The sequence below is a fragment of the Streptomyces sp. SS8 genome (assembly GCF_054072955.1).
Window position 1 is genome coordinate 82,645 of the sequence record NZ_JBSVCZ010000022.1, and the last position, 13,981, is coordinate 96,625.

Here is a 13,981-nt window from a genome sequence, read left to right on the forward strand (position 1 = left end):
CGAGACACCGGGCAGGGCGCGCGCCGGGCGGGACTGACCCCAGGGGCAGGACGGCGGACCCGGCGGACCCGGCCGACCCCGGAAATATTCCTTGGCGCGAATATTCCTTTCCAGGAATACTTCCTCGCGTGAACGCACTCCTCGCCGTACTGGCCGATCCGGCCCGCTGGCGGCTGGTGACCCTGATGGCCGAGCGCCCCCGTCCGGTCGGCGTCCTCGCCCGGCTCGCCGAGGCGCGCCAGCCGCAGACGACCAAGCACCTGCAGACCCTGGAACGCGCCGGCGTCGTCACCTCCCAGCGCTCCGGCCGGCGCCGTATCTACGCGCTGCGGTCCGGCCCCCTGCGAGACCTGGCGGCCGAGTTCGGCAGACTCGCCGACGCCGCGGACCGGTCCGCCGGCCCCCGCGCGACCTACGGCCGCTACGGGACGAGCCTGCACGCGGAGCGGCTCGCCGCACAGGAGCCGGGATGGGCGGACGGCCGCTCGTTCCACTTCCACCGGTCGCTGCAGGGGCACCCGGAGGTCGTCTGGCGCCACCTGACCGAGCCTTCCCTGCTCGCCCGGTGGTGGACGCCCGACGACCTCCGCGTCTGCGAGCTCCTCTTCGAGGCGCGAGCAGGCGGGCGGATCGTCCACGCGTACCGCGAGGCGGAGGACGTCGACGGATCCGACCCGATCGCCGGGCGGGCGGAAGGGACCGTCGGCGACGTACACCCCGGGGAACACCTCGCCTACCGGCTCTCCCCCCTGCTCCCCGAAGGCGGTCCCGCCTTCACCGCCCACGTCGGCCTGGACCTGCGCCCCACCGGCACCGGCACCGATCTCGACGTCCACTACCGCATCACCGACAGCACCGTCGAATCCGCCGATTTCGTCGCGGGCGTCGAGATCGGTTTCGGGCAGAGCCTCGACAAACTCGCGGCGGCCCTCGCCGCGGACCCACACGGAACCGCCGGCACCGGCGGCGAAGACATCGACAGCGCAGGCAGCACCGACACGAGGAGCACCACGTGACCGAGCGGAACGGCGGCCGCAGGGTCGTCGCCAACACGGCTCTCTCCCTCGACGGCCGCTACGCCGCGCCGGACGACCCGCTGGACATGAGCTGGGTGATGCCCTACGCCCACACCGACGTCGCCCGCGACCACTTGACCGCTCTCCACGAGCCGGCGACCACGGCCCTGCTCGGGCGGGTCAACGCCGAGGGTTTCCTCGGTTTCTGGCCCACCGTCATCGGCGTGGAGGGCGCCGACCCGCGCGACGATGCCTTCGCGAAGTGGCTCGTCGGAACCGACAAGGTGGTCCTCTCCTCCACCCTCGCGGAAGCCCCGTGGGAGCGGACGGTGGTCGTCGGCGGGCCCGCCGCCGAGGTGGTCGCGGACCTCAGGGCCGCGGAGGGCGGAGACATCCTGGTGCTCTCCAGCGCGAGCGTTATCAAGGCTCTGCCGGCCGCCGACGAGGTGGACCGGCTGGCCCTCACCGTCTTCCCGGTCTTTCTCGGCGGCGGGCCGCGCCTGTTCGACGACGGCCTGCCCGCGGGGCGATGGGCGCTCGCCGGGCAGGCCGCGGGCGAGCACGGCACGCTGTCCCTCGTCTACGACCGGGTCCGCTGAGGCGGACGCGTTGGGCTCCAGCGGAGAGCGGCTTGCCGACTCTATCGAATCTCGATAGATTACTATCGTTTTTCGACAGAAGGAGATGCGATGGGAAAGTCGGCGGTGCTCGCACTGCGTGCCGTACTCGCGGTACTGCTCGCCGGTTCGGTGTTCGTGCAGGCGGTGATGGTGCCGCTGCTGGCCGCCGACCTGGAGGGGCTCGACCCGGAACTCGCCCACCTGCGCACTCCGTTCCTCGTGATCACGGTCCTGGGCGTCGTGACGGTGCAGGTCGTCCTGGTCTGTGTGTGGCGGCTGGTGACGATGGTGCGGCGCGGGACGGTGTTCTCCCACGCCGCCTTCCGGTACGTGCACACCGTGATCGGCGCTTTCGTCGCGGCCGCTCTCCTGGTGTTCGCGCTCGGGGTGCTCCTCGCTCCGGGTGAGGCCGTGGCTCCGGGCGTCGTCCTCCTGCTGGGCGGGGTCTGTCTGGCGGTCCTCGGGGTGGCGCTCGTCGTGCTCGTGCTGCGGATGCTGCTCGCCCAGGCCGTGGCACGCGATGTGGAGGCGGCGCGGATGCGGGCCGAGCTGGAAGAGGTGATCTGATGCCGATCACCGTCGACATCGACGTGATGCTGGCCAGGCGGAAGATGTCCGTGGGCGAGCTGGCGAACCGCGTCGGGATCACACCCGCCAATCTGGCGGTGCTCAAGAACGGCCGGGCCAAGGCGGTGCGCTTCACCACGCTCGCCGCGCTCTGCGAGGTGCTCGAGTGCCAGCCGGGTGATCTGCTGCGCTGGGAGCCCGAAGAGACCGGGGGCGCCGAGGACAGGGTTGCGCGCGGAGCCGGGCAGTCGTGACCTGAGGAGCGTGCGCCGCCCGGGACGGCTCCGTCCCCGACAGCGCACGCCGCGACCGAACACGTGCGTGAAGGGAAGACCGCCATGGAGACCTGGCAGCTGCGCCGGAGCTACGACAGCCCGTCCGGGACCGTCCGCTGGGACTGCCTGGGACCGGAGGACGGAGATCCGGTGGTCCTGATGCACGGCACCCCGTTCTCCTCCCTCGTCTGGCGGGAGACCGCCCTCGCGCTGGCGGCCCGGCACCACCGGGTGTTCGTGTGGGACATACCCGGCTACGGCGCGTCCGAGAAGTTCTCCGGCCAGGACGTCTCGCTCGCTGCCCAGGGTGAGGTGTTCGGCGGGCTCCTCGAACACTGGGGGCTGTCCCGCCCCTCGGTGATCGCACACGACTTCGGCGGGTGCGTTTCCCTTCGCGCTCATCTGCTGCACGGGGCCGGGTACCGCAGGCTGGCGCTGGTCGATCCCGTCGCGCTCGCGCCGTGGGGTTCCCCCTTCTTCCGGCTGGTCGGGGAGAACACCGAGGTCTTCGAACAGCTCCCGCTGCCACTGCACCGCGCACTGGTGCGGGAGTACATCGCCTCGGCGAGCCACAGAGGGCTGCGCCCCGGCGTGGCCGACGCTCTTCTGGCCCCCTGGTCCGACGAGAGCGGACGGGCGGCGTTCTACCGTCAGATCGCCCAGGCCGACCAGCGCTTCACCGACGAGATCCAGGGGCTGTATCCCCGGATCACCGTTCCCGTCACCGTGTGCTGGGGCGAGCAGGACACCTGGATCCCCGTCGCGAAGGCCCATGAGCTGGCCTCCCTCGTCCCCGGCGCCCGGCTGCGTCTCATCCCCGGCGCGGGCCATCTCGTCCCGCTGGACGCGCCCGCCCTGCTCCTGGCCGAGCTGCTCGGCTTCCTCGCCACGGACGGATGAGGGGGCCGGGAGAAGCCGGGCGGCCTTCGTACCCGCCCGGCCGCTCCCGGGTCCGCGGTGCCGTACCGCTTACGGGGTCATCTCGTAGGCCCCGGCGAGAGCCTCGACCCGCTCCCACACGTGCGCCGACCGGGTGCCGTCGGCGACGGGGCGCCGGACCGCGCCCAGTGCCCAGTCCTGCTGCCGGGCCGTCGCGGAGTCCTTGCCGTGCAGCTCGACCGCGTGCGCGGAGAAGTCGCGGACCAGCACGGCGAACATCTCGTCGAGCACGTCCTCGTCCAGTCCCGTCAGGCCCGCCTGCTCCAGGATCAGCTGGCCGTGGACGACCAGGGCGAACAACTGGCCGACCGCGAGGAGCAGGTCGAGGTCGCGGCTCTGCTCCTCGTCGGGGGCGGCGGTGGCGACGAACTCGCACAGGGCGTCCGCCTGCTCGCGGAAGCGGCCGACGTTGGGCAGGTGGGCATAGGCGTCGAAGGCGGGACGCCAGTCGTGGAAGCGGACGGAGCCCAGGCCGCGGGCCGGTCCCTGCCGGAAGAGGAAGGCGTCGTCGGCGGCGTCGAGGCGGGTGGGCACGGGCTCGTAGCCGGCCGGGTCCAGCAGGTGGTTGCGCATGAACTTGAGGATCAGGGCGAGGTTGACGTGGACCGTGCCCTCCAGCTTCGGCAGGCTCCGGATCTCGGTGGCGGCCTGGGCGAAGTAGGTGTCCTTCTCGAAGCCCTTGGCCGCGATGACGTCCCACATCAGGTCGATGACCTTCTCGCCCTCGGTGGTCACCTTCATCTTCGTCATCGGGTTGAAGAGCAGGTAGCGGCGGTCGTCGGGGCCCGCGGAGCGGAAGTAGTCGGTGGCGCGGTCGCTGAACAGCCTCATTCCGGCCAGGCGGACGTACGCGTCCGTCAGCGCCCGCCGTACGTGCGGGAAGTCGGTGACGGGACGGCCGTAGAGGATCCGGTTGCGGGCGTGGGTGACCGCCTCGTACATCGCGTGCTCGCAGATGCCGACCGAGGCGGTGCAGAGGTTGAACTTGCCGACGTTGACGGTGTTGAGCGCGGCGTCGAAGGCGGCCCGCCCGGTGTACAGGACGTCCCGCGGACCGACCGGGTAGTCCTCGAGACGGAACTCGCTGACGTACTTCGAGGAGTCGACGACGTTCCTCACCAGGCGGTAGGCCGGGTGGCGGCTGTCGGCCGCGAAGAAGACGTAGGCGTCCGCGCCCTCGGCGTCGGTACGGCGGCCGAAGACGGAGACGAGGCCGGCGGCGTTCCCGTTGCCGATGTAGTACTTGGAGCCGTTCGCCCGGAAACCGCCCTCACCGTCCGGCTCGAGCAGCATGTCGGTGGAGTAGATGTCGGCGCCGTGGGCCTTCTCCGACAGGCCGAACGCGAACACCTCGCCCTGCGAGAGCAGTGCGGCGGCACGGGCGCGGGCCTCGGCGTTGCCGCTCTGCCAGACCGGCCCGAGGCCGAGGATGGTGACCTGCCAGGTGTACCAGTAGTCGAGGCCGTAGAAACCGAGGATCTCGTTGAGCGCGGCGATCCGCGCGGTGTCCCAGCGCGCCTCCTGCCGGCCGCCGCTCTCGGAGGCGGGGGTGAGGAAGGTCGCGAACAGCCCCTCCCCGGCGGCGAACGAGAGGAAGTCCGCCGGCCAGGCTCGGCTGCGGTAGTCCTCGATCAGCCTGCGCTTTCCCCGGGTCTCGAACCAGTCGACGGTGGCGCGCAGCAGCCTGCGGGTCTCGGGGTCGAAGTGCTCCGGGTCGTAGGCGCGGGGGTTGAACAGCAGCGGGTCGGCCATGGGTGCTCTTTCCGGTTCGGGGTTCAGGGTGCTGGATCGGAGACGGGGCCGGCCTGGGCGGGCTGTCCGCCGGACGGGCCGGGGCGCCGGCGGGGGGAGAGCCGGTGGAGGGTGGCGAGTACGTCGTCGAGCCAGGCGATCATCATCCGCTCGTAGGCGATGCCTCCCCTGAGGACCGCGTGCTGGAGCTCCCGCCCGGCGTCGAGGTCTTCGGCGCCGGAGACCTCGACGGCGGAGTCTTCGGCGGTGGCGTTCCCGCCGAAGTCCCGCCGCTGACCCGCCAGGTAGTGCGCGAGCCGGCCCCGGTGCATCCGCTGGTGCCGTTCGACCTCACCGATCAGGGCGGCCGGGTCGCCGAAGGCTGCTCCGCGGACCTTCACGGCGAGTTCGTGCCGGACGCTCTCCGGCTGGACCGGCTCGTCGAGCCAGCCGGTCAGGGCGGACAGGCCCGCGGCCGAGACCGAGTACTCCTTCTTGTCCGGCCGGCCCCGCTGCGGCACGTCGCGCGCATCGATCCAGCCGTCGGCCTCCATGCGCTTGAGGACGCGGTAGATCTGCTGGTGGGTGGCGGTCCAGAAGTACCCGATGGACCGCTCGAACCGCCGTGCCAGCTCATAGCCGGAGCCCGGCTTCTCCAGCAGGGAGACGAGGATCGCGTGTTCGAGCGCCATACCGTGATCCTGGTATGCAACTCGTTGCATAGGCAAGTTCGGGCCGCCCGGGTGAGACGCGGCTCACGCCTCGGGAAAACCCTCCAAGCGGCGTCGCACACCCACGGAGGCAGGGCGGATCCCGGTCGCGAACCGGGCCGGGCCGTGAGTCCGGCGTACGGCCACGCCCGCTGAATGCCCGTGCCGCCCGAGGTGGCCGGCACGCCTGACGCCGCACCGGCGTCCGCGGAGTCCGCCGCGCACGGGGAACCGGCCCGGCCTTCGGCGGTGGCCGCGGGCGACGGTCGCCGGATGGGACGGAAGGGTGTACTCCGCAACCTTCCGGAGCCTTGCCATTCCATCGGGCGCCACCCTATCCTCACCGAAAGAAAGCGCTTTCCCCGCCTACGGGTTTCGTTCCGCCGGAGGCGGTCGCCACGGCACCTGCCGCGACCTCGCGCGCAAGTCGCCGCCGTTCCGCCAGGGAGGCTTCACCCGGGATGTCGACGCGCCACGAAGCGAAAGGGCATACGCCTCGACGAAGACGCATCGCGCCGTCCGCGGCGGCTTTGACGGCGACAGCCTCCCGTAACGAACGGCAGGCCACACCACCGGGCCGGGCGGCCACCTCGCGGAGGGCCGCACCTTGGACGCCGTCCGGCGGAGCGACCGGGAGCGCGGCCGCAAAGGCCTCGGGCCCTCCGCGCACCCCCACACACACCGAGGAGAGGATCCACCCCCGAGGTCTGCCACCGGCCCGTCCGGCGGCCGACCGGCGACACGGACAGTGGAGTGTCATGCCCACGACATTAAGTGACACCTTTCAGCGCCCGAAGAGGAAATGGGAGACGAGATGAGACGAGCAGTCGCACTGCGGCTCTACGCGGGGCTGGCCACGATGGCGCTCGCGACCGCGACCGGCGTGGTCCTGACGATGCCCGCGGCGTCGGCGGCGCCCGGCGGCCCCACCGGCTACGCGACCCAGAACGGCGGTACCACCGGCGGCGCGGGCGGGCAGACCGTCCGGGCCACCACGGGTACCGCGATCCACCAGGCCCTGTGCGGCCGGGCCAGCAGCAGCACCCCGATCACCATCCAGGTCGAGGGCACCATCAACCACGGCAACACCAGCAAGGTGTCGGGCGACAGCTGCAACACCGCCGCCGACAAGATCGAGCTCAAGCAGATCAGCAACGTCACGATCGTCGGGGTCGGCGGTGGAGCCGTCTTCGACCAGCTGGGCATCCACATCCGCGAGGCCAGCAACATCATCATCCAGAACGTGACGGTCAAGAACGTCAAGAAGTCGGGCTCGCCCACGTCCAACGGCGGCGACGCCATCGGCATGGAGAGCGGCGTCCGCAACGTCTGGGTCGACCACGTCACCCTGGAGGCCTCGGGCGGGGAGTCGGCGGGGTTCGACGGCCTCTTCGACATGAAGAACGACACCAAGTACGTGACCCTGTCCTACAGCATCCTGCGCAACTCCGGCCGCGGCGGCCTGGTCGGCTCCAGTGAGAGCGACCGCTCCAACGGCTTCATCACCTACCACCACAACCTGTACGAGAACATCGACTCCCGCCTCCCCCTGCTGCGCGGCGGCATAGCCCACATCTACAACAACCACTACGTGGACATCCACGAGTCCGGCATCAACTCCCGTGCCGGAGCCCGCGCCAAGGTGGACAACAACTACTTCGAGGACTCCAAGGACGTCCTGGGCACCTTCTACACCGACGAGGCCGGCTACTGGCAGGTCGGCGGTAACATATTCGACAACGTGACCTGGTCCAGCCGCAGCGGCGACAACAACCCGGCCGGGCCGAACCCGCAGTCCAACACCACCGTCAGCATCCCCTACTCCTACAGTCTCGACGGCGCCGGCTGCGTGCCGGGCATCGTGAGCCAGACGGCGGGGGCGGGCAAGGGCCTGAAGGTGTCGGACGGCAGCTGCTCGCCGCAGACGCCCGACCCGACCCCGACCGACCCCGGACCGACGCCGACCGACCCCACACCCACGCCGACCCAGCCCGGCGGAACCAACCTCAGCATCGGGGCCGGCTCCGACGGTTCCGGCAAGGCGAGCGGAACGAGCTACGGCAACGTGCGCGACGGTGACATGAGCACCTACTGGTCGCCCACCGGCTCGACCGGATCGGTCTCGATCAAGTGGGGCTCCGCCACCACTGTCTCCAAGATCAACATCAGGGAGGCCGCGGGCTCCGAGGGCAACATCGGTTCCTGGCGGGTCGTCAACCACGACACCGGCGCCGTCCTGACCTCGGGCAGCGGGGCGGGCGTCATCGCCTTCCCGCAGACCTCGCTGCGCAAGATCACGTTCGAGATCACCAGCTCGTCCGGCACCCCGAGGGTCGCCGAGTTCGAGACCTACGCCGGATAGCGGTACAGCCCGCCGCCGGCCGCCCCGGGGGGGCGGCCGGCTCACTCCCCGGTCCGACGAGGTGTCCGCGCCACCGCCTTCGGGGGCGGTGGCGCGGACGCCAACGTCAGTTCTCCGTCCGGCAACGATCGTTGCCGGAAATGGCCCTGGCCGCGGCACGGGCCGTAGTCTCGGACTACCATCGGGTGACGACCGTTCGGAGGGCATGGTGACCGCGGCCTCTCACAACCCCTTGAACGAGGTTCTGGAGCGCCCGGACGCGCTGTCGGAGAGCAGAGGACTCGCCCGCGACGACCTCCTGGACCTCGGTGAGCTGTCGGCCGCCACCGGCCTCGGCACCAGGGAGATCCGCACCCTGCTGAGGGGCGGAAGGGTGCGGGAGCGCAAGGTGGGCGAGACCGCTCCCCGGCGGGTGAACTTCCTGTACGAGCGGCTCCTGAAGGAGAGCGTGAGGAGGCCGGCCGACATCGTCGGCGAGGTGGCGGCCCGCCTGGGGGTGACCGGCGCCTGGGCCCGCAGCCTCCTCCAGGGCGGGAAGTGCCCCAATGTGCCGCATCTCGCCGCGCTGGCCGACTACTTCGGGGTGCCGCTGACGTTCTTCACCGACGCCGCTCCGGACGCCCTGGCCCGGGAACTGGAGCCGGTCGTCGCCGGGCTGGAGGAACCCGACCCGTTGGTCTCACTGATGGAACGTGTCGGCATCGAGGACGTATACACCCGCCACAACACTCACTTCACGCCGGAGGCGAAGACCCGCATCGCCGCCATCGTCCAGCTTGCGCTCGGCCAGGAGCAGAGGGAGAACCCGTGACCAGGAAACTCAAGGCGCGGCGGGCGGTGAGGAAGCTCGCGGCCTCGGTCACCGGCCAGCTCAGCGGGCCGGTGCCCTCCAGGCAGTTGTGCGAGGCGTTGTGCCACTCGGTGAGCCGGATGCGCAGGCGGCCCGTCAACTTGATGTTCGTAGAGTTTCCCGCGTCCGTCACCGGGCTCGCGATCGTCCACGATGACCACGACACGATTCTCGTGGACAGCCGGGCCACCGGAGTGCAGTCGGTGGTCATCACCGGTCATGAGCTGGGGCATCTGCTGGAGGACGGCGGACCCCATCACCAGATGGGGGGTGCCACGGCAGCAGCCCGGCTCCTGGGGGGCGGCGACCTGGAGAGCGCCCTGCGCAACGTGCCGGCAGTGCTGCATGCCTCCGCACGCGCCCACGCCCAGGACCCGTGTGAGGAGGCCGCCGAGGCCTTCGGCATAACGCTGGGGGGGCTTCTCCTGCCCTGGGTCGATGACACCACCCAGGAGCCCGGCCCGACCGGTGAACTGCTGGGCCGTCTGCACACCTCCCTCGGGCCGCGGTGAGATGGACTCCTTCACCGACTACCTCGACTACCGGTGGTCGGCGGCAGCTCTCGTCGTCGCCCTGGGCGCGAAGGTTCTGACGCGGGTACGGTTCTGGGCCAATCCGCTGCTGCGGGCAGTCGGCGGTGTGCTGCTGATGGCCATAGGCGTGTGCACGTTCGCGGCACCGGGAATGATCATCTGGGTCAACGACGTCACCGGTGTCACGAACATGGCCGCGCCGTGGGTCTACACCCTCCTGACCGTCTTCAGCTTCTACTGCCTGGTGTTGGTCCTCGCGTGGCAGCGCGGCATGGAGCAGGCCCGGCGCGCCCTGCGATGGATGACCCTCCCCTACGCGGCGGTCGTCATCGCGGTGTGGACGCTGTTCGTGCTCGCGGACGTCGACGTCGAGCGAGTCCGTGACTTCGACACCTATTACGCCACCACCCCGTACGCGCGTGAGCTGATCCTGCTCTATCTGGTGGCCCACGCCGTCGCCTGCCTGGTGACCTCCGTCCTGCTGTGGAACTGGCTGATCTCCGGCAAGTACGAGGTGAAGGGCTGGCTGATGGCCGGGCTGGCCCTGCTCGCCCTCGCCTATGCGGCCAACCTCGCCTTCGACGGACTCAAGCTCACCGCGGTCGTGGCGCGCTGGACCGGCCACGACCTGGACTGGCTCAGCACCAAGGCGGCTCCACTGGCCGGGGCCGTCAGCGCCGTCATCGGCAGCTTCGGCTTCCTCGTCCCTCACGTGGGCGAGGGCATCCGGGCACGGCGGGAGGCCAGGGCCGCATACCGCCGGCTGAAGCCCCTGTACCGGCTGCTGGAGGAGACCGGCGCCCTGGTCGGCTCCGCCGTCCCTGACCGGGCCGACGTCTACCTCGCCCTGGCCCACCGCGACACCACCGTCCGCGACAGCATCATGAGAGCCGCACCGCACCTGGACCAAGGCCTCTGGGCCAGAGCACGTGAGGAAGCCGCCCGCCACGACACCTCGGGTCAGGACCCGGACCGCATCGCAGGCGCGGTGGTCCTCGTCTCAGCCTTCACCGCTCGGGCGGACTCCCCGCCCCAGCGCACCCCCCTGGACCCCTCGGTAATCCTCAACCACCTCTACGAGATCGCCGACACCCTGTGTCGGCCCGGGACCATCGAAACGATCCGCCGCCGGTGCGCGGTCGGCACAGGAAGTACACCGCCTCATGAGCACAGCCTCTGACCCGGTGAGATCCGCGATCGTCTGCGGCGGCGGCCTGACCGGACTCCTCGCGGCCCGCGCCCTGGCCGACCACGCCCGTGTCACCGTCATCGAGCGCGACACCCTGCCCGCAGGGCCCGAGCACCGCAAAGGCCTGCCCCAGGGGCGGCACGTTCACCTGTTGTGGTCCGGTGGTGCCCGCGCGATCGAGGACCTGACGCCGGGAGCCGTCGACGCCCTGCGGGCGCACGGCGCCCACCGGGTGCCGATTCCCCGCGACATGGTGGCTCTCAGTCCAAGGGGCTGGTTCCCCCGCTGGGAGGAGTCGCACTACATGATCTTGTGCAGTCGCCCCCTGCTGGACTCCGTCGTCCGGCAGCGGATCCTGCCCCACCCCCGCATCACCGTCGAGGAGAACACCGACGCCCTCGCCCTGGTCGGCGACCGGCGCACGGTCACCGGTGTCCGCATCCGCCGGGCCGACGGCAGCGAGGAGCGGCTCACCGCCGACCTGGTCGTCGACGCCACCGGCCGCGGCTCCCGTGCCCCCACCTGGCTGGCCGGCCTCGGCCTGTCCGCCCCGGCCCAGCGCACCATCGACCCCGGCGTCGTCTACGCCAGCCGCCTCTACCAGGCTCCCGCACCCGCCCGAAACGGTTTCCCGGTGCTCAGCATCCAGGCTGATCCACGCAGCGACGGGCCGGGGCAGGCCGGCGCGCTCGTCCCCATCGAGCGGGGAAGGTGGCTGGTGACGCTCTCCGGCACGCGAGGAGGCGAGCCCACCGGCAACGCGGAGGACTTCGTCCCGTTCGCTCTGGGGCTGCGTCACCCTGTCGTCGGCCATCTGATAGCCGGCGCAACGCCCCTGTCCGATGTGGTCATCACCCGCAGCACCGCCAATCGGCGCATCTACTACGAGCGGGACCGGCACCTGCCCGAGGGGTTCGCGGTCCTCGGCGACGCACTGGCCGCCTACAACCCGGTCTACGGGCACGGCATGTCGGTCGCCGCTCAGAGCGCGGTCGCCCTGCGCGACACGGTCACACACCACGGCTGGAAGCCCGGCCTGGCCCGCCGCATTCAGAAAGCCGCAGCACGCCCGGCCTCCTCGGCATGGGACCTGGCCGTCGGCCAGGACGTCTTCTCCCCCGGAGCCACCGAACACGGCCCCGCCCTCCGGGACAGGGTCGCGTCCGCCTATGTCAGCCGGCTGCTCCACACCGCGACCGGCAACGGCTGGGTCGCCCACCGCGTCACCGACGTCACCTCCCTCGAGCGCCCGGTATCCGCCCTCTCCGCTCCCCGTCTTCTGCTCGCCGCGCTCCGCGGGCCCCGCCGCCCGAAACTCGGCGGGCCTCCCCTCACCGGGGAGGAGATGGCCGCCGCCGGCCTGTCCGACTCGTCCGTCACCGCTTCGGAGTGACCGGTCGCCGGACGCCCCCGGCGGTGTCACCGCCGAGGGGCGCCTACGGCAGGTCCGCGGCCCCGGGGGACGTCCCTCGCAGGAGCCCCCACACCTCCTCGGCGGCCTGTTCGGCGGTGGGCCTGCCGGGCATGGCGACCCACCGGGTGAACACCCCGACGAACGCCCCGGCCAGGTAATGGGCGCGCAGCTCCATGAGCGGAGCGGCCGCGCCCCCGTCCCCGCCACCGGCCGCCTTCAGCTGGGCCGCCACCTCCCCGGCCAGCAGTTCTCTGAGCCGGTTGACGAAGCGCGCGGACCCCCCGGGGCCGAGCATCCGCCGGTACAGGGTCGCGTTCGCCCCCACATGGCGGAACAGGTCCGCCAGTTCGCCCGGGGCGCACTGCGCCGGGTGTGTGAGCGGGCACCGGGCGGCCGCGCGGGCGAGCCGGCCGACCTCCTCCTCCATGGCGTCCAGAAGCAGGGCGTCCCGGTCACGGTAGTGCTGGTAGACGGTCGCGCGGTTGACCGTGGCGCGTTCCGCGATGTCGGCGATGGTCATGGACTCGACGTCCCGTTCCGCGGCGATCGCCAGCGCCGCCTCCCGCAGCAGAGCACGGGTCCGCAGTACACGAGGGTCCACACGGTCGGCGGGGAGGGTCCTCTGCTTCGGCATGCCCGCCAGCATATCGATCGAGCGACAAGCGGCGCTTAAGCGACTTGTGTCGCCCGGTGACCGGGCCCGCGCACAGGACCCGGTCACCGGGCGGCGGTTCCGGACGGCCGGAACCATCTAAACAACACTCGTTGCTTAGATGACTTCCGTTGGCTAGCCTTGCGGCATGCGAATCGAGATCTGGGCAGACGTCGTCTGCGCGTGGGCGTACATCGGCAAGCGGCGTCTGGAGCGGGCGCTGGCGGACAGAAGCGACGCGGAGGTCGTCTGGCGGCCCTTCCGGATCGACCCGACCGCTCCGGCCCGGGCCGTTCCGCTGGAGGAGGCGCTGCGCGACCCCCTCATGGACGAGGCGCTGCGCGCCTGCGCGCCGGGGCTGACCCCGGAGCGGAACCGGGCGCGGATCCCCCAGGTGGCCGCCCGCGAGGGCCTGGGGCCGCCCTGGGGCTCCAAGTGGCGTGTCAGCAGCCACGACGCCCACCGGCTGATCGCCCTGGCCCACGAGCACGGCGGCCCGTCCGTGCAGGACGCCGTGGCCGAGGGCGTGATGCGAGCGAACTTCGTCGAGGGCCTGGACATCGGCGACCGGGCGGTCCTCGGCGAAGTGGCCGCGGCGGCCGGCTTCCCCCTCGGCGCGAGGCTGCTGGAGGGCGAGGCGGGCGAGGGCCTCGTACGCGAACTGCTGCTCCAGGGCAGGGCCCGGGGGGTGCGCACCTCACCCACCCTCGTCGTCGGCGGCCGGGCGCTGGCGGGCGCACAGCCGCCGGAAGCGATCGCGGACTTCCTGCGCGACGGCCCGCCCGAGCGCTCCGTCCCCGCCGAGGCCGAGCGGATGCGGTGGGCCGAGTCGCTCATGGACCAGCGCGACCCGCTGGGAGCCCTGGTGATGCTGCGTCCGCTGCTGGAGGAGTTCGGCGAGGACCGCGGGGTCCGGCTGCTGGCCGCCCGGGCCTACTTCGCCTCCGCCCAGCTGAACCGGGCCGGGGCCGTCCTGGAGTCGCTGGTGGAGGAGTTCCCGGGCGATATGTACGCACGGATGCTGTACGGACGCACCCTGGAGCGTCGGGGCCGCGACGAGGAGGCCCGCCCCCACCTGCGGCTGGCCGCCGCCGCGGACGGCTGAGGGTCCGGCCCGGCGGGC

The 13,981-nt window shown here is 71.6% G+C and carries 14 protein-coding genes; 11 read left to right on the forward strand and 3 right to left on the reverse strand.

Going from position 1 to position 13,981, the window contains the following annotated elements:
* The first annotated feature begins 128 nt into the window (after positions 1 to 128).
* From ACW69E_RS20605 to ACW69E_RS20625, 5 genes are all read left to right on the forward strand, one after another.
* Positions 129 to 1,016 carry a metalloregulator ArsR/SmtB family transcription factor gene (locus ACW69E_RS20605; protein ID WP_457499751.1) on the forward strand — a complete coding sequence of 296 codons (888 nt, stop codon included), beginning with the start codon at positions 129 to 131 and terminating at the stop codon, positions 1,014 to 1,016.
* Positions 1,013 to 1,615: a dihydrofolate reductase family protein gene (locus ACW69E_RS20610; protein WP_457499752.1), complete on the forward strand. Its 603-nt coding sequence runs from the start codon at positions 1,013 to 1,015 to the stop codon at positions 1,613 to 1,615. Before ACW69E_RS20605 ends, ACW69E_RS20610 begins: the two co-directional genes overlap by 4 nt.
* 90 nt (positions 1,616 to 1,705) lie before the next feature.
* The gene (locus ACW69E_RS20615) at positions 1,706 to 2,203 is read left to right on the forward strand and encodes a DUF2975 domain-containing protein (RefSeq protein WP_457499753.1); all 498 of its coding nucleotides are present in this window, start codon (positions 1,706 to 1,708) and stop codon (positions 2,201 to 2,203) included.
* Positions 2,203 to 2,457, forward strand: coding sequence for a helix-turn-helix domain-containing protein (locus ACW69E_RS20620; RefSeq protein ID WP_457499754.1), 255 nt, complete (start codon positions 2,203 to 2,205; stop codon positions 2,455 to 2,457). Before ACW69E_RS20615 ends, ACW69E_RS20620 begins: the two co-directional genes overlap by 1 nt.
* An 84-nt stretch (positions 2,458 to 2,541) precedes the next feature.
* Positions 2,542 to 3,378, forward strand: a complete 837-nt coding sequence (locus ACW69E_RS20625; protein ID WP_457499755.1) for an alpha/beta fold hydrolase — start codon at positions 2,542 to 2,544, stop codon at positions 3,376 to 3,378.
* Between the two features lie 69 nt (positions 3,379 to 3,447).
* Here ACW69E_RS20625 and ACW69E_RS20630 read toward each other — a convergent pair whose 3' ends face one another.
* Complete coding sequence (locus tag ACW69E_RS20630) at positions 3,448 to 5,169, reverse strand: acyl-CoA dehydrogenase family protein (protein ID WP_457499756.1); 1,722 nt, start codon at positions 5,167 to 5,169, stop codon at positions 3,448 to 3,450.
* A 23-nt stretch (positions 5,170 to 5,192) separates the two neighbouring features.
* On the reverse strand, positions 5,193 to 5,840 hold the full coding sequence (locus ACW69E_RS20635) for a PadR family transcriptional regulator (RefSeq protein ID WP_457499757.1): 648 nt from the start codon (positions 5,838 to 5,840) through the stop codon (positions 5,193 to 5,195).
* Between the two features lie 832 nt (positions 5,841 to 6,672).
* Between ACW69E_RS20635 and ACW69E_RS20640 the strand changes: the two genes are divergently transcribed.
* The 5 genes from ACW69E_RS20640 (at position 6,673) to ACW69E_RS20660 (ending at position 12,185) form a co-directional block, all read left to right on the forward strand.
* Positions 6,673 to 8,220, forward strand: a complete 1,548-nt coding sequence (locus ACW69E_RS20640; protein WP_457499758.1) for a pectate lyase family protein — start codon at positions 6,673 to 6,675, stop codon at positions 8,218 to 8,220.
* Positions 8,221 to 8,452: 232 nt separating this feature from the next.
* Positions 8,453 to 9,031 carry a helix-turn-helix domain-containing protein gene (locus ACW69E_RS20645; RefSeq protein WP_457499759.1) on the forward strand — a complete coding sequence of 193 codons (579 nt, stop codon included), beginning with the start codon at positions 8,453 to 8,455 and terminating at the stop codon, positions 9,029 to 9,031.
* On the forward strand, positions 9,028 to 9,582 hold the full coding sequence (locus ACW69E_RS20650; RefSeq protein ID WP_457499760.1) for a hypothetical protein: 555 nt from the start codon (positions 9,028 to 9,030) through the stop codon (positions 9,580 to 9,582). Before ACW69E_RS20645 ends, ACW69E_RS20650 begins: the two co-directional genes overlap by 4 nt.
* A 1-nt stretch (position 9,583) precedes the next feature.
* Positions 9,584 to 10,783, forward strand: coding sequence for a DUF6545 domain-containing protein (locus tag ACW69E_RS20655; protein WP_457499761.1), 1,200 nt, complete (start codon positions 9,584 to 9,586; stop codon positions 10,781 to 10,783).
* Positions 10,767 to 12,185 carry an FAD-dependent oxidoreductase gene (locus ACW69E_RS20660; RefSeq protein ID WP_457499762.1) on the forward strand — a complete coding sequence of 473 codons (1,419 nt, stop codon included), beginning with the start codon at positions 10,767 to 10,769 and terminating at the stop codon, positions 12,183 to 12,185. Before ACW69E_RS20655 ends, ACW69E_RS20660 begins: the two co-directional genes overlap by 17 nt.
* 43 nt (positions 12,186 to 12,228) lie before the next feature.
* Here ACW69E_RS20660 and ACW69E_RS20665 read toward each other — a convergent pair whose 3' ends face one another.
* Complete coding sequence (locus tag ACW69E_RS20665) at positions 12,229 to 12,840, reverse strand: TetR/AcrR family transcriptional regulator (RefSeq protein WP_457499763.1); 612 nt, start codon at positions 12,838 to 12,840, stop codon at positions 12,229 to 12,231.
* Positions 12,841 to 13,006: 166 nt separating this feature from the next.
* On the opposite strand from ACW69E_RS20665, the gene ACW69E_RS20670 reads away from it, so the two are divergent.
* Entirely contained in the window at positions 13,007 to 13,963 is a 957-nt protein-coding gene (locus tag ACW69E_RS20670) for a DsbA family protein (RefSeq protein ID WP_457499764.1), read from the forward strand.
* Positions 13,964 to 13,981: the final 18 nt, after the last annotated feature.